This is a genomic window from Trichlorobacter lovleyi (assembly GCF_015239775.1).
GTDB classification, from domain to species: Bacteria; Desulfobacterota; Desulfuromonadia; order Geobacterales; family Pseudopelobacteraceae; genus Trichlorobacter; species Trichlorobacter lovleyi_B.
On sequence record NZ_CP058409.1, the window covers coordinates 2285885 to 2305636 of the forward strand.

General features: G+C 54.7%; 14 protein-coding genes and 1 tRNA gene. 3 read left to right on the plus strand and 12 right to left on the minus strand.

Going from position 1 to position 19752, the window contains the following annotated elements; genetic code table 11:
• Positions 1-33: 33 nt before the first annotated feature.
• The 5 genes from rsmA to FY034_RS10540 form a co-directional block, all read right to left on the minus strand.
• Positions 34-849 carry a 16S rRNA (adenine(1518)-N(6)/adenine(1519)-N(6))-dimethyltransferase RsmA gene (gene rsmA, locus FY034_RS10520; RefSeq protein WP_265550293.1) on the minus strand — a complete coding sequence of 272 codons (816 nt, stop codon included), beginning with the start codon at positions 847-849 and terminating at the stop codon, positions 34-36.
• Positions 846-1874: a tRNA (adenosine(37)-N6)-threonylcarbamoyltransferase complex transferase subunit TsaD gene (tsaD, locus tag FY034_RS10525; protein ID WP_265550294.1), complete on the minus strand. Its 1029-nt coding sequence runs from the start codon at positions 1872-1874 to the stop codon at positions 846-848. The genes rsmA and tsaD overlap by 4 nt, the downstream gene beginning before the upstream one ends.
• A gap of 84 nt (positions 1875-1958) precedes the next feature.
• Complete coding sequence (locus FY034_RS10530) at positions 1959-3278, minus strand: PhoH family protein (protein WP_265550296.1); 1320 nt, start codon at positions 3276-3278, stop codon at positions 1959-1961.
• Positions 3275-4426, minus strand: coding sequence for an aminotransferase class V-fold PLP-dependent enzyme (locus FY034_RS10535; protein WP_265550298.1), 1152 nt, complete (start codon positions 4424-4426; stop codon positions 3275-3277). The genes FY034_RS10530 and FY034_RS10535 overlap by 4 nt, the downstream gene beginning before the upstream one ends.
• Positions 4427-4438: 12 nt before the next feature.
• Positions 4439-5740: a right-handed parallel beta-helix repeat-containing protein gene (locus tag FY034_RS10540; protein WP_265550300.1), complete on the minus strand. Its 1302-nt coding sequence runs from the start codon at positions 5738-5740 to the stop codon at positions 4439-4441.
• A gap of 356 nt (positions 5741-6096) precedes the next feature.
• On the opposite strand from FY034_RS10540, the gene FY034_RS10545 reads away from it, so the two are divergent.
• Positions 6097-8334: a vitamin B12-dependent ribonucleotide reductase gene (locus FY034_RS10545; RefSeq protein ID WP_265550302.1), complete on the plus strand. Its 2238-nt coding sequence runs from the start codon at positions 6097-6099 to the stop codon at positions 8332-8334.
• Positions 8335-8387: 53 nt separating this feature from the next.
• A tRNA-Gly gene (locus FY034_RS10550) sits at positions 8388-8462 on the plus strand.
• A gap of 83 nt (positions 8463-8545) precedes the next feature.
• On the opposite strand, the gene FY034_RS10555 is transcribed toward FY034_RS10550, so the two are convergent.
• The 6 genes from FY034_RS10555 to FY034_RS10580 form a co-directional block, all read right to left on the minus strand.
• Positions 8546-10750 carry a glycosyltransferase family 2 protein gene (locus tag FY034_RS10555; protein ID WP_265550303.1) on the minus strand — a complete coding sequence of 735 codons (2205 nt, stop codon included), beginning with the start codon at positions 10748-10750 and terminating at the stop codon, positions 8546-8548.
• A gap of 79 nt (positions 10751-10829) precedes the next feature.
• Positions 10830-13319: a glycosyltransferase gene (locus FY034_RS10560; protein WP_265550305.1), complete on the minus strand. Its 2490-nt coding sequence runs from the start codon at positions 13317-13319 to the stop codon at positions 10830-10832.
• Positions 13320-13428: 109 nt separating this feature from the next.
• Positions 13429-14091: a methyltransferase domain-containing protein gene (locus FY034_RS10565; protein WP_265550307.1), complete on the minus strand. Its 663-nt coding sequence runs from the start codon at positions 14089-14091 to the stop codon at positions 13429-13431.
• Entirely contained in the window at positions 14091-16805 is a 2715-nt protein-coding gene (locus FY034_RS10570) for a methyltransferase, TIGR04325 family (protein ID WP_265550309.1), read from the minus strand. The genes FY034_RS10565 and FY034_RS10570 overlap by 1 nt, the downstream gene beginning before the upstream one ends.
• 162 nt (positions 16806-16967) lie before the next feature.
• Positions 16968-17666 (minus strand): sulfotransferase domain-containing protein, encoded by a 699-nt coding sequence (locus FY034_RS10575; RefSeq protein WP_265550311.1) that lies wholly within the window; start codon positions 17664-17666, stop codon positions 16968-16970.
• 244 nt (positions 17667-17910) lie between these two features.
• On the minus strand, positions 17911-18378 hold the full coding sequence (locus FY034_RS10580) for an FKBP-type peptidyl-prolyl cis-trans isomerase (protein WP_265550313.1): 468 nt from the start codon (positions 18376-18378) through the stop codon (positions 17911-17913).
• A gap of 114 nt (positions 18379-18492) precedes the next feature.
• Here FY034_RS10580 and FY034_RS10585 point away from each other — a divergent pair, with 114 nt between their 5' ends.
• Positions 18493-18678 carry a hypothetical protein gene (locus FY034_RS10585; RefSeq protein ID WP_265550315.1) on the plus strand — a complete coding sequence of 62 codons (186 nt, stop codon included), beginning with the start codon at positions 18493-18495 and terminating at the stop codon, positions 18676-18678.
• Positions 18679-18719: 41 nt separating this feature from the next.
• Here the strand turns inward: FY034_RS10585 and FY034_RS10590 are convergent, their stop codons facing one another.
• On the minus strand, positions 18720-19658 hold the full coding sequence (locus tag FY034_RS10590) for a rhomboid family intramembrane serine protease (protein WP_265550316.1): 939 nt from the start codon (positions 19656-19658) through the stop codon (positions 18720-18722).
• Positions 19659-19752: the final 94 nt, after the last annotated feature.

A 19752-nucleotide genomic window follows, 5' to 3' on the forward strand; every position in this document is an offset into this window, starting at 1 on the left:
ACAAGGCCGCCGCTGAAAAGCAGGCGGCCTTTTTTATATCCCGAGCTGGTTTGACAGGGAGCGTGACAGCAGGGCAAATTCCTCAATAGTCAGGGTTTCACCGCGACGGCGGCCATCAACGGAACAGTCCTGAAGCAGCTGTGCAAGCTGTTCCGGTTCTGCCAGAGCGCCGCTTTTGAGGCAGTTCCAGAGGGTCTTGCGCCGCATGCCAAAGGCGGCCTTGACCAGCCGCTCAAACAGGGCCTGATTGCCCACGTCTACCCGTGACACCGCCAGCGGGGTCAGACTGATCACCACGGAATCAACCTTGGGCGGCGGAAAAAAACAGCCCGGCGGCACCAGAAACTCCCGTCTCACCTCGAACCACTGGCGGAACAGCACCGTCAGTATGCCGTAATCGCTACAGTCAGGCTGCGCTGCCAGACGTTCGCCCACCTCTTTCTGCAGCATCACCACCAACCTTGAAAAACGCTGGCGTTCTTCAAGAAACCTGAACAGCACCGGGGTTGAGATATTGTACGGCAGGTTGGCCACCACCTTGTAGCGGCCACTGCCCAGCAGCTGTTCAAAGTCGACCTTCAGAATGTCCTGCTCATGGATCGTGACCTGTTGTTGTCCGGCAAACCGCTCACGCAGCAATGCAGCCAGATCACGATCAAACTCCACAGCCACCAGCTGTCCGGCCTGCCCGGCCAGCAGCTCCGTCAGCGCCCCCCTGCCCGGCCCCACTTCCAGCACCCGGTCCGTCGGCTGCAGGTCAGCTGCAGTCAGGATCTTCCTGATGATGTTATGGTCACTCAGAAAGTTCTGCCCCAGGGCCTTGCGGGGACGGGGAAAAGACTGGTTCATGGCAGTTGCTCCCAACGGGCCACCTGATCAAGGGGCCAGGTGGCCACCGCATCCAGGGCAAGGGAATCCTGACACCCGGCCGAGAGGTAGGCATCACCGGCCACAGCCAGCATGGCAGCGTTGTCACCGCACAAGACAGGGGGCGGTATCTGCAGTTCAATCCCGCGCCGGGTTGCCAGCTGCTGCATAGTTTGACGCAGTCCGCTGTTACAGGCCACACCACCGCCCACCACCAGCCGCTGCAGCCCTTCCTGCTTCAGGGCAGCCTCGGTCTTCTTTACCAGCACCTCGCAGACCGCCGCCTGAAACGAGGCGCAGAGATCATGCAGTTCAGCACCTTCCGGAAGACGGGGCTGTTTCTTCAGATGGGTCAGTACGGCGGTCTTAAGCCCGCTGAAACTGAAATTAAGTGAGCCGTCATGCAGCAGAGGACGGGGCAGTTTCACCGCTGACGGACTGCCCTGTTGCGCCAGGCGGTCAATCACGGCTCCTCCCGGATAACCAAGTCCCAGCAGGGTTGCGGTCTTGTCAAAGGCCTCGCCAACCGCATCATCAATGGTGCGTCCCAGGATACGATAACGGCCGATACCATCCACCCGATAGAGGTGGGTATGGCCACCGGACACCACCAGCGCCAGAAACGGAAACGCAACCGGCTGTTCCAGAAAACCGGCCAGCAAGTGCCCTTCAATATGATGCACCCCCACCAGCGGGATCTTGCAGGCCAGGGCCAGGGATTTTGCCATTGAGACCCCCACCAGCAATGCTCCCAGCAGCCCGGGACCGCGGGTCACGGCAATCCCCTCAATCGCGGCCAGCGCAACACCGGCCTCATCAAGGGCCTGCCGTACAACCGGCGTGATCATCTCCAGATGTTTGCGGGAGGCGATCTCCGGCACCACGCCGCCATACTCGGCATGCACCGCCACCTGGGAGGAGACGACGCTGGACAGGACCAGACGGCCGTCGCGAACTACTGCGGCGGCCGTCTCATCACAGGATGTTTCAATGGCTAACAGTACCATATCAGCTCAATTTCTTTCCGATTCAGGAAACATGACATTTCCGCAAGGTCGCAGACCAGCACCGGGTTGCGAAAAAATACGTTTCTACAGCAGGTTGGCAGCCAATTCAGCCAGTTCTGACCGCTCACCTCTGGTCAGGGTCACATGGGCCGAGATCCGCTCGTTCTTGAAGCGCTCCACCAGGTAGGACAGGCCGTTACTGGAGGAATCCACATAGGGGTTGTCAATCTGGTACGGGTCACCGGTCAGGACGATCTTGGTCCCCTCTCCGGCCCGGGTCACAATGGTCTTGATCTCATGGGGGGTCAGGTTCTGGGCCTCGTCCACGATCAGGTACTGGTTCGGAATCGAACGGCCACGGATATAGGTCAGCGGTTCGATATCCAGCAGCCCCATGGCCATCAGCTCCTTGTAGCCTTTGTTGCTATGACGCTTTTCAGACTCATGGCCGGAGATCAGCAGCTCAACGTTGTCAAAGATCGGCTGCATCCAGGGGGTCAGCTTCTCTTCAATATCACCGGGCAGAAAACCCAGGTCCTTGCCCATCGGGAAGACCGGACGGGAGACCAGCAGGCGGTTGTAGACATTCTCCTCAGCCACCTTCTGCAGGCCAGCTGCAATGGCCATCAGGGTCTTGCCGGTACCGGCCTTGCCCACCAGGCTGACCAGTTTGATATTGTCATCCACCAGGGCATCCAGGGCAAACTGCTGTTCACGGTTGCGGGCATGGATACTCCAGACACCCTCCTTGGGCACCTTGCGGACCGGCACCACCTTGCCGGTGGCCAGATCAAAACGGCAGAGCGCCGTATGGGAGGGGTTGCTGGTGTCGATCAGGGTGGCATACTCATTGGGCAGCAGCCCCTCCGGAGCCTCAAGCCAGCCCTGACCGTAGAAACGGTCAATGGAATCAGGCCCCATCTCGATGGTGCGGGCACCGGCATACAGCTCCTGGATGTCAACCTTGTCAGATTCATAATCCTCTGCCACCAGACCGATGGCATCGGCCTTGATCCGCAGGTTGGTATCCTTGGTTACAAAAACGACCGCCTCATCGGGAAAACGTTCATGGGTGACCTGGGCCACCGCCAGAATCCGGTTATCCCCCTTATCATCCCGCAGATCCTTGGGCATCCGGTTCAGAGCCTGTTCTTCACACAGCTCCACCCGCAGCAGACCGCCGCCCGGCAGGCTGACACCGCTGGACAGTGATCCCTTTTCCCGCAGCATATCCAGAACCCGCGAGATGGAACGGGCATTGCGCCCGGTTTCATTCATGTCTTTCTTGAAACGGTCTATCTCTTCAATCACCGTAATCGGTATGATGATGGTGTTATCTTCGAACTTGAACAGTGCCTGTGGATCATGGAGGAGTACGTTGGTGTCGAGAATAAAGAATTTCATGAATCGCCTTTCTGGGTAATCGAGATAAGAGCATCACAGCAGCTATCAATATCAGCAAGGGTGTTAAACCAGCCCGGACTTATGCGCAGGGTTCCGGTCGGGTAGCTGCCGATCGCGCGGTGGGCACGGGGGGCGCAATGCAGACCGGCCCGAACCGCAATACCATACTCGCGATCAAGGTAAAAGGCCAGAAGTGAGGGGTCCCATCCCTCAACCGTCAGTGACAGCAGACCGGAGCGCCGCTCCGGCTGCAGCGGCCCGAACAGCCTGCAGCCGGCCAGACCGCCAAGCCGTTGCCGCAGATGTTCCGCCAGCAGCTGTTCATGCTGTCCGACCGTGCTAACACCGGTTTCAAGCAGAAATGCCAGACCGGCTCCCAAGCCGGCAATACCGGGCAGATTATGGGTACCGGCCTCAAACCCCTCCGGGAAGCTGTCCGGCTGGTGGTCCTGGTCAGAACTGCTGCCGGTCCCCCCGGCGATGATCGGCCGCAGCGGTACACCCGGGGCAACGGCCAGCAAACCGGTCCCCTGCGGTCCAAGCAGTCCTTTATGGCCCGGCACCGCCAACAGGTCAATCCCCATGGCCTGCATATCGATCGGCAGGGCGCCGGCAGACTGGGCTGCATCAAGCAGCAGCAAAGCGCCGGCTTCGCGGGCAATACCGGCGGCCTGCTGAATATCCTGAATCCCGCCGGTGACATTGGAGACATGGGACAGTGCAATCATCCTGGTCTGCGTACGCAGCGCCTGCCTGATCTGTTCAGGTTCCACCAGTCCCTGCGCATCAGCCGGCAGAACCGTCAGTTCAACCCCCTGTTTTTCAAGTTGAAACAGCGGCCGCAGCAGGGAGTTATGCTCCATGGCACTGGTAATCACATGGTCACCCGGCAGCAGGGTCCCCACGGTTGCCAGATTCAGGGCCATGGTGGCGTTGCCGGTAAATACGATGCGGGAGGAATCAGCACAGTTGAAAAGCCGTGCAGCAGCCTCGCGGGTATCCAGCACCAGACGGGAGGCATCCAATGAACGGCCGTAGCCGCCCCTGCCGGGTGATGCCCCGACCTGTTGCATCGCCTGCAGGGCTGCCTGATAGACCTGTTCAGGCTTGGGAAAACTGGTGGCTGCATTATCAAGGTAGATAGACATGGCGCAGACCGGCTAAGGGGCCGTTACCGGGCGTTCTTTCAGAAAGGGAACAAACAGGACCAAGGCAGCATCCTGCTTCCGCTCCGGGTCAAGGATACCGGCTGCAACCTGCGTTTCATCGGCACTGCCCCACCAATTAAGCAGGGCCGCAAACGGCTCGCTGCCACGGTTGTGCAGATTGCCGCCCCTGTTATCGTCAAACACAGACCCGGCAACACTGCCGCGGGCGTTTTCAAGCAGGAGGCCAACCCCGCTGTTCTGTATGAAGGATGAGTTGTTGATCCGTATTTTCACCCCCACCAGTTCAGCTCCGCTTTCACGGTTCTGGGAGAGACGGCAGAGAAAGAGCTGGCCGTCCCCCCCGGTCAACCTCACTCCGCTCCGGTTCTCGGCAAACAGACTGCTGGTCAGACGAAAGCGGCACTGATCCGCACTGACCCCTTCCTGGGAGTTACTCAGCACCTTGACGCTGGACAGGGTAAATGACGAATGCTGTGCGACAATCCCCTGGCGATTCTCCCGCACGGTACTGTCACGCAGATCAAGTTCACTGTCGGCGAGCCTGCAGCCCCTGTCGCAGCGGCTGATGGTACAGCCCTGCAAACTGGCTTCGGAATCATACAGGGCAATGCCTGTCCGGGACTTGGAAACCATGACCCCGCGCCCCGAGAAGCGGGAAGAATGGGCCGCAATACCGGTCTGGGCACCTTCAATACGGCAATGGTCAAAGCTGTTCTTCTTCTCGCTGTTTAACAGCACCACCCCGCCCCAGTCACCGGCCAGCGAATCACTCAGGGCAGGTGCGAAGACAACCGGCTGCTGCACCGTACCGTTGGCCACAATCCGCCCCTGTACCACCAGGTGCGCAAGCTCTGCAGAACCGGGACCGGGAGCAAACCTGATCTGGGTACCGGGGTCAATCCGCAAGGTTGCCTGGGGTGCAATTACCAGCGCCCCCCTGATCAAAACGGTACCACGCAGCACCAGATCTTCTGCAACGGTCTTGTTGACCAGCACGGTATCAGCCTTTTCCACCGCACTGCGAACCGGCTTTGACAGATCAGGCTTGGGGGCATCGGGCTGTGGTTTGACTGACAGCGGATCGTTGTTAACAGCAGCCTCGCTTGGCAGCAGGCGGCTGTCAAGCGGCTTCTGTTGTGCTGTTTTCTGCTGCGCCGGCGCTTCAGCCCCCTGCTGTAACGGTTTCGCTGCAGGGGGCGGCGGCTGCGGGACCGTCATGGAGACGGTTACCGTCTGCCCTTTGAGCGGGGCGTCCTGGGCATGAAACAGCTGCTGGCAGCCGGTCTGAGTCATGATCAGAGCAGCAAACAGCACTGTACGGAGTAGAGACGCAGGGGATACGTGACAGCTTTTGCGGGCGGTGGGCTGCACCGGCAAAACATTCAATTTTTTAAATATACGAATAATGTTCATAGCATAGTGTCCAGAGAGCGTAATTTTTAAAAACCTTCCTGTATTCAAAAACTTTGCTGACCACACCAAACATATCTTAACATTTGCTGTTGACAGCACATATATGTTGTGGTTCTATCGCTACGTCAGCACAAAATGTTGTGATCAGCCCGTAACAGCCAGCATCACCTTCATCAGCACTTCCCTGTACCACGTTATAAAGCATATAGGAACCATCTGACAAGGAGAACACAACCATGCCCGCACAAGCGTCTGCTGCCGGTCAACCTGCGCTCACCCCCAACGCCCTTACCGTCCTTGAAAAACGCTACCTTAAACGGGACCCCAGCGGCAAACCGCTTGAGACCCCGTCTGATATGTTTCGCAGGGTTGCAGAGACCATTGCCGAGCCGGACAAAAAATTTGATAAAAAGGCTGATGTCAAAAAACTTGCAGACCGTTTCTATGAGATGATTGTCAGCTTTGACTTTCTGCCCAACTCCCCGACCCTGATGAACGCAGGACGTGAACTGGGGCAGCTTTCCGCCTGTTTCGTGCTTCCGGTGGGCGACTCGATTGAAGAGATCTTTGATGCGGTCAAGTTTACCGCCATGATCCACAAATCCGGCGGCGGCACCGGCTTCTCCTTCTCCCGTCTGCGTCCGGCCAACGACCTGGTCAAGACCACCACCGGTGTCTCCAGCGGCCCGATCTCCTTTATGCGGGTCTTTGATACCGCCACTGAAACCATCAAGCAGGGCGGCACCCGCCGTGGCGCCAACATGGGTATCCTGCGGGTTGATCACCCCAACATCATGGATTTCATCATGTGCAAGGCCGATCAGAAGCTGTTCAACAACTTCAATATCTCGGTCGGCCTGACCGAGAAGTTCATGGAGGCGGTTGAGCGTGACGAAGAGTATGACCTGCTCAACCCCCGCGACAAAAGCAAGATGGGCACCCTGAACGCACGCAAGGTGTTCCAGCGGATCGTCAACCAGGCCTGGGAAAACGGCGAACCGGGCATCATCTTCCTGGATCGCCTTAACCGTGACAACCCGACTCCCCATGTCGGTGAGATCGAATCAACCAACCCCTGTGGCGAGCAGCCGCTACTGCCCTACGAGTCCTGCAACCTGGGCTCCATCAACCTGGGACGTTTTGTCAACGACGGGGCGATTGACTGGAGCCGGCTCAAAGAGGTCATTCATGACTCGGTCCACTTCCTGGATAACGTGATCGAGGCCAACAAGTACCCGCTGCAGCAAATCCACGATATGACCCACGCAAACCGCAAGATCGGTCTGGGAGTCATGGGCTGGGCAGACATGCTGATCCTGCTGGGAGTTCCCTACAACTCCGGTGAAGCGGTCAAACTGGGCAAAAAGGTCATGCAGTTCATTAATGACGAAGGCCATGCCGCCTCACGTGAACTGGGCCAGAAACGCGGTTCCTTCCCCAACTTTATCGGCTCAACCTTTGACAAAAAGGGTGCCCTGCCGCAACGGAACGCCACAGTCACCACCATCGCCCCCACCGGCACCATCTCCATGATCGCCAACGCCTCTTCAGGCGTAGAGCCGCTCTTTGCCATCTCCTATGTCAAGAACGTCATGGACGGCACCAAACTGATCGAGGTCAATCCGACCTTTGAAAAACTGGCCAAGGAGCGTGGCTTCTATTCCGCAGAACTGATGGAAAAAATTGCTGAACATGGCACGGTACATGATCTGGACGAGGTTCCTGCCGATGTCCGCCGGGTCTTTGTCACTGCCCATGACATCACCCCGGAAGACCATATCCAGATGCAGGCCGCCTTCCAGTACCACACCGACAACGCCGTATCCAAGACGGTCAACTTTCCCAATACCGCCACCATTGAAGATGTTGAAAACGTCTACATGCTGGCCTACAAGACCGGCTGCAAAGGGGTCACCATCTACCGCGACGGCTCCCGTGACGAGCAGGTCCTCTCCACCACCAAGAAAGAAGAAAAGGCCGCTGTAGCAGCGCTGCCGATGGAAGACGACAAACATGCCATCAAGCGTGAACGCCCCAAGGCGCTGAAAGGCTGGACCTACCAGATGCAGACCGGCTGCGGCCCGCTCTACATCACCGTTAACGAAGACAAGAACGGCCTGTTTGAACTGTTCACCACCATGGGCAAGGCCGGTGGTTGCGCAGCCTCCCAATCAGAGGCGATCGGACGGATGGTTTCCCTGGCATGGCGCAGCGGCATCCAGGCCCGCCAGGTCATCAAGCAACTGCTCGGCATCTCCTGCCACTGCCCTTCCGGTTACGGCGAAAACCGGGTACTCTCCTGCGCCGACGCCGTGGCCAAGGCAATTCAGGCCCACATGCTTGAAAACGGCTACGACCTGAATGCAGAGGCTACCCAGCATGAGCGTGGCGCCTGCCCCGAATGCGGCGGCATTGTCGAGCACGAAGGCGGCTGCATGGTCTGCCATGTCTGCGGCTACTCTGAATGCGCATAAATCTAGAGATTGACAAGGCGGAGCACCTTTCGCTATAAAAGGTGCTCCATTGAGCGGGAATAACTCAGTGGTAGAGTGTCAGCTTCCCAAGCTGAAGGCCGCGGGTTCGAATCCCGTTTCCCGCTCCAAAAAAATCAAAGGCTTAGCCAAATCGGCTAAGCCTTTTTGTTTGCCGCCATTTCGCGATACGTATTGTGGCCCCCGGTTGAAGTCACATCGTTCTGTTTTGCAGCGCCAAAAGGACTCCTGCTGCACTACGGTCAAGCGGATTTAACTCCAGCAATGCTCGCAGAGCGGCTTCGCATGCACAATGATCTGATGCACTCTGGCACAGGAGTTGTGCCCGCTCCAGCGTGGCAGCAGCATTTTCCGTATCTGCGGCTATAGCCTGCTCAAGACAGTAAAGCCGGTCTGCCAGTTTTACACAGCTATGTGCCCGGTGCCACCACCAGGCAGAGAGCAGTTGCTGACGGGAAGCGGCGGTTTCTACGAAAAGTCTCGCCAGGAAAGGCTCTGACGGCATTTCTTCCACCGGCCAACCTGACGACGCCAGCTGTTGTTCAAGGGTTTGATACATACTAACCAGTTGATTGAACAGTCCCCCCTGTTGTTTTGACAGACTTTCCGAAGGGTTCCGCAGTTCATGACGGTAACGCCGATACAACTTTTTCCGGGTTGCCACCATGTCCGCCTTATGGCGGGTCGAGGTATTGGTAAGGTCGTCCCGGATGCGGTATTCACAGGTAATCCGGGGGACCCGTTTGATTGGATAGTGGCGTGCGATCCTGATCCACAAATCCCAATCCTCATGGGTCCATAGTGATTCATCGAACATGCCGGCTGTTTCCAGGCAGCTCCTCTTATGCACCATGCAAAGAATCGGGATATAATTTTCACACAGCAGCGTTTCCCGATCAAATTCGTCTGCATAGATCACGTTACGCTCGATCGTCACATAGTTGCCATCAAGCGACTGCTGGCGTGCACGGTAGGCGTCACTGTAGGCTGCCGGTACCCCCTGCTGCTCCATAAAGCCAATCACGGTGGCCAGATGATTCTGATAGTACAGGTCGTCGTCATCCAGATAGGCGATATACTGCCCGCGTGCGGCCCGGATGCCGGCATTCCGTGCTGCTGAACGTTCCCGCCGTTCGGGCAGCCTGAGATGTACGATACGGTCGTCGTGCAACGACTCCAAAAGCGCAGTCAGATCGTCGCCGCCATCGTTTACCACAACGACTTCAAGACTGGAGATACTTTGATGCAGAATACTACCGATAGCCTCCCGCAACATGTCCGGACGATTGCGTGTGGGAACGATGACAGACACGAGAGGTGGCAGAACGCCTCTGGCAATACCAGCCCAAAAGCGGGCACCGGTATGCTCACCGCACCGGATTGACTTGATAATTCCAAGATTTTGATGCGCCAATGCATTGGAAGGGTCCCATACCAGCGCCTGCAGAAACATGGCTTCGGCAAAATCCAGATCGCTTACCCAGTGGTCTCCCCAACGGTAAAATTGAAACCCTAATGCGCCAGTTTCCACGTAGAGCTGCGCCAGCTCCTCCTGTTGTACAGGCACTGAGCGCCCGTAAAGCCTTGCCAGACGTTCAGGTGAGGTATATTGGTTTCGGAGTGCGATCAACTCCTCTTTTCCAGATTTCTCGGCATGTTCAACGCTTACAGCATGTTCAAGATAGAGGCCGAGTGTCGCGGCAACCCGTTTTGCCTTCAGGCCGGCACTGGCGAACCGCAGCATAAGTTCACGATCTCCAGCCACCTTCAGGTCGGATTGATACATTCCGATTTTATCAAATACGGAGCGGCGAAGCATCACGGCATGGGAGCTGATCTGATAGTACAGCAGCAAAGGAGGATAAAACGGCGGATACCTGAAGTGAAACTGGTGCGCATCGTAGTTAAACCGGTCATTTTCAATGTTTGTCACCAACCAGTCGCCGTAAACGGCGTCGAGGGAAGGGTCGGCATCGAGGTATCTGCTGAGTAGCTCAAGGGCATTGGCGCAGAACCGGTCGTCTGTGTTTGCGTTGATCACATAACGGCCACGAGCCATACTGATACCACGATTCCAGGCGGCGTAGACCGTTTCCCGCCGTTCTGTACGCAGGTAGCGGATGTTCTCGGGATAGGCTGTCAAAAACGGTTGGATGCTGACGAGTTCATTCTGCGGAGAGTTGGAATCAATGATGATCAATTCAAGTAGCCCTTGCGCGAACAATGTCTGTTCGACAAGATTTTCAAGCCTGCCCCGCATAAAACGTTCGGCATTGTAGACTGAGATAATTGCCGTTACCAGAGGAGGCTCAGTGCTATTCCGGTAGTGTGGTGATTGCCTGAGCGGTTGTTGCTCATGACAGTGCGATGACTCGAGCAATGAGATCGCACGGACCAAACGGTTATAGCTCCTATAGCTGCAAGAGTTTCGCATAATGGGTTATCCAGAGAGAGGTACCTGTCATCTCACAGACAGGTTACCTGTCCAGCTCCTCGTGCGACGCCAGACCAAGGGCTAAGCGACGTATTTCCTGACTATCCGGGTTAATCGTCAAGTATTCGCGGCAAAATGCCGCTGCCACAGTATCCTGCCCCAACCGGCACAGGACCGCAATCATCTCTTCCGCCAGACCGGCATTGTATGGCTGATACTCCAGAGCAAAACGGAACTCGTTAAAGGCACGCGCGTATTCGCCCCGGCACAGATTGAGACGCCCGAGGTCACGATGAAGACGCGCTGAACAAGGATCAATGACTGCAGCCCGGCTGAACCGCTGTTCTGCCCCTCCGCACTCTCCCTGCCCCAGGAGATCCTCCCCCTCCTGCAAAAGACGCTGACACTGGTCCCGCAGGACTGACAACTTATTAAGCTGCAGCAGCTCCGCAACAAGGTGCCGCTTTTCGATCAACGCAAGCAGGCCGACTTCCTGCTGAAAAAAATCCACCCGGTCAAGTTGTTGGCCATTATGAAGCCTGGCTACTGCCACTCGAATATCGCTCAGGTACTGTCTCCACGCCGGGCGGGTATCTAAAGACAGGGCAGGGGCAAAACCGGGTTGAGCTATCAGTGCGGCAACCTGTTCACGAGTTATCTTAAACGGTGCCGGCATACCCGGTAAGGTATCAAGAACCCCGGCAAACCGTGCCCGCTCTGCCGTCAGGATGTTTTTGGCCTCATGATAATATTGCTCACGGTGCAAGTAGCTCTTTTGCGTACCGTAAACGCGGCGGAACCCGGCCAACAGGGTGTCAACCTGATGAAGTACGGTCACCCTGAAAAAGCGCACCCAAAGCTCCAGATCGCCTGCCAGCTCAAAATTGCTTGAAAGTGCGCCGCCTGCAGCTTCCCATAACGTCCGCCTCCAGAAGGTTCCTTCCTGCTGTATAAAAGGTTTATCAAAGATGCCGTTCAGATACTTACGGCGGCTCAGCACCTCCAAATCTTCTTGAAGATAATGAAGCCTGCCGGCACGGTCCCATTCATTTTGTCGGCCTGTGATCCACTCGGCTTCCGGGTGGGTTATGAAAACGGAGACCACCTTGGCAAAGGCCAAGGGATGAAACTTGTCGTCTGAATTCAACCAGGTCATCAGTTCACCGCGGGTATGCCGGAACCCTTCGTTGATGGCTTGGTACTGGCCGCCATCCGGCCTGCTCTGCCAGTAGGCCAGATGTCTTTCATATTTGCGGATGATGTCGACAGATCCATCGGTGCTGCCGCCATCCATGATAACGTATTCCAGGTTCGGATAGCCCTGCCCCAGGACAGAATCAATACATTCCTCCAGATAGTCAGCCTGGTTGTAGGAGGGAGTCACCAGTGCAATCGTAGGCAGTGGTAACTTGCAACATATTTGTAAGTCTGCCTTTTCCGGGCATTCACGCTGCTCAGGCAGGGGTAGCTGCAACGATGCGGCATCGGCAGAGCTGTCCCGTGTCTGGCTGGAGCAAAACAGGTGCCAGCCGTTGCCGAGGTCGATGCAGGGATAAGGAGCGCCTCCACCCTGTTGCAGTGCTCCGGCAACCGCTGTATGAGCGACGAAGCTGTGCTGTTCCTTCAAATGTTCGGCATCCTGTGCCAGCCCGTGCAAAAAGCCAGGCATGATACGACGCAACTTGATCAGTTGTTGTTCAAGACAGCTAAGGTAGGGAGCGACACAGCTGGTAACGACGTGCACAGGCAACGGGTAGTGCAAATCCCGTGCAGGCATGACAACATCAGGTGTCAGGAAGGTAAACGCGTGAAAATGGTAAAAGATGACCGGATTGCCGTCCACCAGGGGGTGCCCTGATGCATCGCATGAGAAGCGATAATTATCGTGATTCCAAGGGGCCACCCCGCCGCCGGCATGATCCAGTACCCGCACCCCGGTGAAGCGGGCGGGCCAGTCCTCAAGGTAAAGCTGATCCCCGAACTTGCCATCTTCAACCCGCTGATAGCACCATTCAAGACAACGATCCCGCCACCAGCTGAGTGCCTCACGGCCATTGCTATTGTTTCTGAAGCAAAGCAGTCCGACATTATAGGTGCCGTACTTTGCCAGAAAAGCCAGCTCCGGCGAAAAACGATGTTCGTGGATCAGTACCGCGTTGTCACCAAGAGCAGCATAGATCGGGGCGGTTGAGGAAAAGAAGTACAGATCGGCATCCAGGTACGTGATCAATTCGATCGAGGGATAACATTTCAGAAGGTAGGCTATAACGGAAGGCGTCAGGGTCCAGTAGTATTCAACCTGGCTCCGGTTTTGCTTTGCCGATGCCAAAGCGCTGTCTCCGGCCTCAATAGCGGCCAGCGGCACCGTAACCACCTGGGTGATCGCCAAACGATTCAGCAGCTCCTGCGTCAGCTCATCAAGGCAGACCACATACAGCCTGAACGGATCCGGCTCATGGGCGTGCAGGGAACTGATCAGGGCCAGCCCCTTCAGCAGGTAGTTCTTATCAAAATAGGTGCAATAATACCGCATCGGTACCTCTGGCCTCTCCCGCACTTCCGGTACCGCAATACGCGTCAGACGTCCCCTCAAAGGCGGCCACCTCAGGCGCCGGCACATGCCACCCGTTTGAGTTCATTGGCTATCCGCGTCCAAGCAGCCGGTTGGCTGCAGCGTTGCTCGAAAAGCGCTGAGGCAGACTGTATATCCTTTGCGGCATTGCCACAAAATCGCCTTTTGACAAGGTTGCATAAACCGACCGGATCTCATGGGCTTCATTCGTCCCTGGATAGACAATTCCCAGACTGGCAGGCACATAGAGGCGCCAGTCACATTCAAGAACCACAAAACCGGCGCAGTTGCTCAAGTAACGTAAGCAGTCAGGGGTGTAGCGCCAAAAATCATCCGGTGAGGGATGGTAGGGATAGGCAAAAACCGTCTCGATAATCAGCAGACTGTTGTCTCTCATCACTTTAAACAGCGCCTCAAAGACCTTGAAAGGATTTTTGACATGTTCTATGACGTTCAGGCAGACTGCTGTACTGATCCGATTTTCAAAGACGTAAGGTAAATATTCTATTGCGGGATCACCCTTGTCCGGGTTCAAAATTATATACTGAGGGTCAATATGATCAAACGGACGCTGCCCTAATGAGATGGAACAGGCATCCTGGTCACCGGTAGTAATAGCCAGATCATAGTCGGCAATAAACGGTTGTTCCATACCACCTATGTCAACAAGCGTTCCACGCAGGCCATAGCGTGATATTTGCTCTGTTACCAGCTTGATATCATCCCAGAACATTATTCGGTCTCCTGAAGCCAATAACGTTTTGTATCCCGGCTTGGAAAAACGCCCGTACAATCATGGCAGATTGTCTCACAATAGCCATCACCACTTATCTGATTTTTCAATAATGCCCGGCAATACCGATACTTTTCGCCATTCCAGATTTCCCAGAAATCGTCAGTCACAATATTGCCGATACGGTACTCCCGCATGCCTGAAGGAAAGCAACACGTATACCAATCACCATTCCAATCGATCGTTACATGGTTGTAAGGCTCTGAGCATGACTTCATGGCCCCATAGGGAAAGTGTGGTTGAAAATCCTGATGCGACGGTATGTAGCCGTTATTTTGCGCCTTGGCCCGACCATACGATGACATATACGACATTTTTATGAAGTTAACCGTATCCACCCCTTTTGATAGCCAAAATTGTTCATACGGCTGCATCTGGTGTTCATTAAAGGCAAAGACGATACATTGCATTTCAATATGCGGGTGCAGTGTACGCATACGGCGTTTTTGCAGAATAATATTTTCAACTGACGTCACAACCTTAGCCAAATCACCACCGGAACGATATTTTTGATAGGTTGCCTGGTCGAGACCATCACATGAGACAATCAGCTTATCAAGCCCTGACTGAATCAGGTGCAGACCTGTTTCTTCAGTGTACAGCATCATGTTGGTACTGAGCTGCGTGCGGACATGATAGCCCTTTGCGTATTCAATGCATCGAAACAGATCGTTATTAAGAAGCGGCTCTCCCCAGTTATAGAGTAAAATTGACTCGATCTCCGGCAAAAGCTTATCCAGGCCGGCCTTAAAGGTCTCAAACCGCATAGTGCCCCGTTCAACGCCCGGGAAATGCGGTCTCATTGCCCCGGTATTACAAAGTGAACAATGCAGGTTGCATCGGTTTGACATCTCGAAGATGGCATAGGTCGGTTTGTTTTTTATGGTAATCAGTTGGTGCCGGGCAGAAAACTCGCTTAAACAGGAGTTAACCGTACGATGAGTCCGCAACTCTTTTTGTTGTTCTCCGGTTTGACAGCCATCTGCTAAAAAATGTTGTTTGTTGGCAGGCGTATCGATTCGCCTGATAAAATCGCCAAGTTCATTGTAGTGAGCCCATTCAGCGGCATCTGCGGTTGATGCCTCAGCGGGCTTTGGGGCAATACGCTTAAACACGAACCCCTCGAAGGTTGAAGGGATGTTAACGCTATCCTGTGCTGAAAAGCCTGCTACTATCTCATATTGACCGGTAAACAGCCGGAGAAATTTCTTTTTTGAGAAAAACCATGCCGGATAGGAGGCCTCATAGATTTCAGGAGACACGAATTGCACCGTTAAACGGTCATGGTCTCCTGCAATAAAGGGGGTTCTGTCAAAAATGATATAGTCAAAGTTATAAGCAAGCAGCTCCTCAATAAATCCGTATGGTTTCTCCAGATACTCAAGCACCGCGGACAGCAGGACAATTGAAGGTTTTTGATGTTGCACGCACTCAGACATGCTGCTGAAGAATCTCAAACAACTATCGGAAATTGCGGCATTGCCATATTCGACAAAATGAGCCTGCTCAACGATATTCCACTTTAACTCCCTGACTCCTGCCAGATACCCCCTTAAGGCAAAGTAGGTACTCCCCAGTGAGCCTCCGAAATCTATCAGATTAAGAGCTTGGTCATATTCAGAGGCGATCTGCGGCAGCCAGTACGCAAGCGGTGCTATCCATTCATAAGGGATGGTATCAAAGACCACCGTGTCTCGTTCGTAGGCAGCCTTGCCTGACTTTACCTGCAGTGCGGCCTCTTTAACCCTTTCAAAAATCAGGGGCGCATCATAACGCCCCGCATACTGCACCGCTTCTGCCCAGGTGGAAAAATCCCCGAAAAACCCATATTCATTGCTTTTCCTTTGAAATGGCGCAGCAGCCAAAGCGGCGTCAGCAAACAAATCGCCAAAGGCAACCCTTGGAAAAACATCCAGTAGAGTGCCTTCAGCCGCATTCAAGATAGCAATTCCTGACCGGGCAGCGGCCTGCCTGATTGCCTGATACTGTTGCACCAGCTGAAGATAGGAGTGGCCGTCTTTTTCCAGGCCACCATCGTGCCTCTCCCTGTCCCTGCTGTCATGAACACTGGCCCCATGTGCATCCTGATGATCAACGTCCTGACTGATATTCAGCGGCACGAGCCAGTCATGATCGTGCCCGAGCAGGTAAATATCCTTAAACCCCATATACACTGCCGCCTGAAGCGCCATGACAGGAGCTGTTTGAGATCCTGAAACCGGCTGCGTCAGGTCAATCCCCTGCCGCAATAAAAAGTCAGGAGAGGCTGAGAAATCCAGATAATAGGTTTCTGCCTCGACAGGGGTGCTGCTTCTGTTGTTTCTTTTTATATCAGCTAAAGGGCAAAGCAGAACCGTGTCCGGGTGGCACAGCTGAAGAGCAGTGGTGAATGACCGGATCCAGTCATCCCAGACGGCCTCGGTGATCGACGGACGGAAGGTGGGTAGACAGTGATACCGGGGTTTAATGCAAGCAAAGTCGAAATGAACAGGAATGGTACTGACCGTTATGCATATTTCATCCTTCAGCGGTTCAAGATCCAGATTCTTTATTGCAGGCCCGTCAACAAGTATAAAGCAACGCTCACCCCGATGGCGACCACCCAGCACAGCATTTCGCTCGAGTATATGCCGTCTTACTATTTCAGGAAGCACATGCACCTCATAGGAGCAGGGACAGGGAGGTTATGCCGGCCATTGTATCGTCACAAACGCAGTCACGATGAAGAGATATGAGCCACAGATTTCCTGATAGCATCTTTCCGCAGATCCGGACAAACAAAAAGCAGGAACTGCCTTGAGTAACACCATGTAAAATCACCAGTTTAAATCTTTTTCATAGCCAAGTTCCATCAATAGATTTCCTGCATGTTTCTTAAAAATGTATTTGCTCGTGCTATCAAATAGATTTTTCCAGTCACCCACTATTCCTTTTCTGACAAAATCACCTTTAAAAAAGCTGAGGCTGGCACGCATATTTTCCTTAGAGTGTTTTTCCAGCGCGGACTCAATAGCATCCTGTGAAAAATCAAATCCAAGCCGGTGCCCAAGATCCTTAAGTGTCCTGACCGGGTCTTCAATCAGTTTTTCATAACGACACGACGCCTGATGCTTACCCTGCCATGAATACACATAATCAACCCATTCCAAGACCGTCTTTGTCAAAAAAACATTGAAAGGGATATCAAATTTTTCATTAAATCCATTAAGAACACAAAACTCCTTCTCAAAGCAGAATCTGGAAACTATTACATCTCGGCCATCTCGCAGCAGATGTACGGTTGCATGTTCAAAATCATGCAGCCGGCTTCCAGGTTTCTCATGACTTTTTATAACGCAGGAGGGAGTTAAGCCGAAATCGGTTCCTCCCTTATACCAGGGGTGAATTACTATGTGGGGAGCGGGGTTGTTGGCATCCACATAAATATCGCGGGTTGGCACATGCAGGAGCTCTCCGAGCAGATTGCATAACCAGCTGCCCCCGGATTTAGGGTACTCAGCCACGACTATTCTCATACATCACCCCTGGAAAATTCCAAAGTTTGTCTCAGTTGCCAGTTGGCGTGGCACTGCAACAGAATCTGCAGGCAGCTCCAGGTGCCGGTGAGTTGCCGATACTGGGTTTTCTGTCAAAACAGACTATGACAGATTTGAAGGAAGGATGCTCTATTTTGTCAAATCGGCAACTGCCCTGCCTTTCTTTATCAGGTCAGTTCACCTCAAGAACCGTTCTATTCCTGAGTAAGCCTCCGTCCATACACTAACGGACCGTTGCCATGCTCTTCCCGGCCCTGATCTCCCTTTCGCTGGCAGGACGCACACTGATCACCGTGCCTTCAAACACCAGGGCCATCCCGGCCAGGGGATGGTTGCCATCCAGTACCACCTTGCCTTCAGCAACATCCGTCACCGTAAAGAGCAGATCATGGCCGTTTTCAGTCTGTTCCAGCTGCATGCCGACTTTCACCTCTTCATTGAAGGCATCGACAGATTCAATCCGCACCAGATCGGCATCATATTCACCAAAGGCCTCAGCCGGCTGCAGATTGATTATGATGCTATCACCTGCCGACTTGCCCTCCAGGGCCGCCTCAATCTGCGGAAAGACATCATCATAGCCGCCATGCAGATAACTGAGCGGTTCCTGCCCCTCATCAACAGGCATACCATCAATATCGGTAACAGTATAATCAAGGGTAACAACGGTGTTTTTTGTAATTCCCGCCATCTTTGTCTCCTGTCTTCAGGTCTTAAGCAGCCGGTACCATACGGTATTGTGCCGATTATGGCAACTGCAGGCTGCCCGGATGGTGGTATACTTGCCTCAAAAAGGAGGTGGAGTATGAAGCTGCTCAAAACCAAGGTCTGGCACTGGCGCGATATTGCGTTACTGAAATGGTGCGCATTCCTGTTCGGTAGTGCGGTGGGGGCCTACTTTCATCAGTGCGTTGTACAGTATGCCTGGGTAATCATCATTGCGGCGCTGCTGCTGGCACTCCGTCCGGCAGCAGCCTACTGGAAGGATTAACCGGCCGTGTCAGCCAGCGGGTTGGCAGCGGTTGTCTGCCGCTATAGCTGCAGGGCATACCACCAGGCGGTTACGACAAGCAGACAGCTGCATACCGCCAGCAGCAGATTCAGAAAGCGGCCGGGATAGCCATAACGGCCAATCAAGACCTCGGTGAGCAGTCCCAGCAGCAGCCCTGCCAAAAGGCCGAAGAAATGGGCACCTACATCGGTGTTTTTCCCTTCACTGCCGACCAGGACAAGCAGTGAAAGCGCTGTAGCCACAGGCACGGCCCAGCGCCGTTTCTTCAGTTGGCTGTAGCGCCGCACACTGAGGCCGGCCAGAATACCGACCGCGCCGAACACGGCGGTGGAGGCGCCGATCGAACTATGCGTAGCAGGCTGCAGATATCCGTTGGCAAGATTGCCGAGCAGACCGGCCCCCAGCAACAGGGTCCAGCCCAGCCCAGTTCCCAGCTCCCGGCAGAGCAGGACAACAAATACCCCACCGATACAGAGATTGCCCAAGAGATGCGACAGATCGGCATGCAGCGTCAGGGAGGTAATCAGCCGCCACCATTCCCCGTCCATGATTTTTGCCGACTGCATCATGCCGTTTGAGAACCAGTCCGGGTAACTGCCGGCAACGGTTATCAGATCGGAACGGATAAGATTGTGGAATGCTGCGAGCAGGACCAGGACTGAAAGGGTGGTATAGGTACCGGCATCCAGTGTCGGTCGTTGGGGCGGCAACGGCGGCCAGTTGCGGTTTTCATCTTCGTAGAGCACTATCTCCTGCATCGCGGTTACCAGCTGTTCCTCCGGCACCAGCAGCCGCCAGCGGTCATGTTCAGGCTCCAGGCGGTACGGAATCCCCTTGGCTGCCAGCACCACCGCCCAAACCGCCGAATACCGGGCACCGGCAGCAACTTCCTCCGGTAGAAGCGGCTTCCACTCCCCCGGCGGGACTGTTTCGCTGCCATGACCGTCATCCAGCTCCATTATGCCGCGCCCCCGGCTTCCCGGCTAGCTGGGAGTAGCGGCCGGAGAGATCGCCCCCCCCTGCAGAGGTGAAGCGGATGAGCAAGGTAATAGA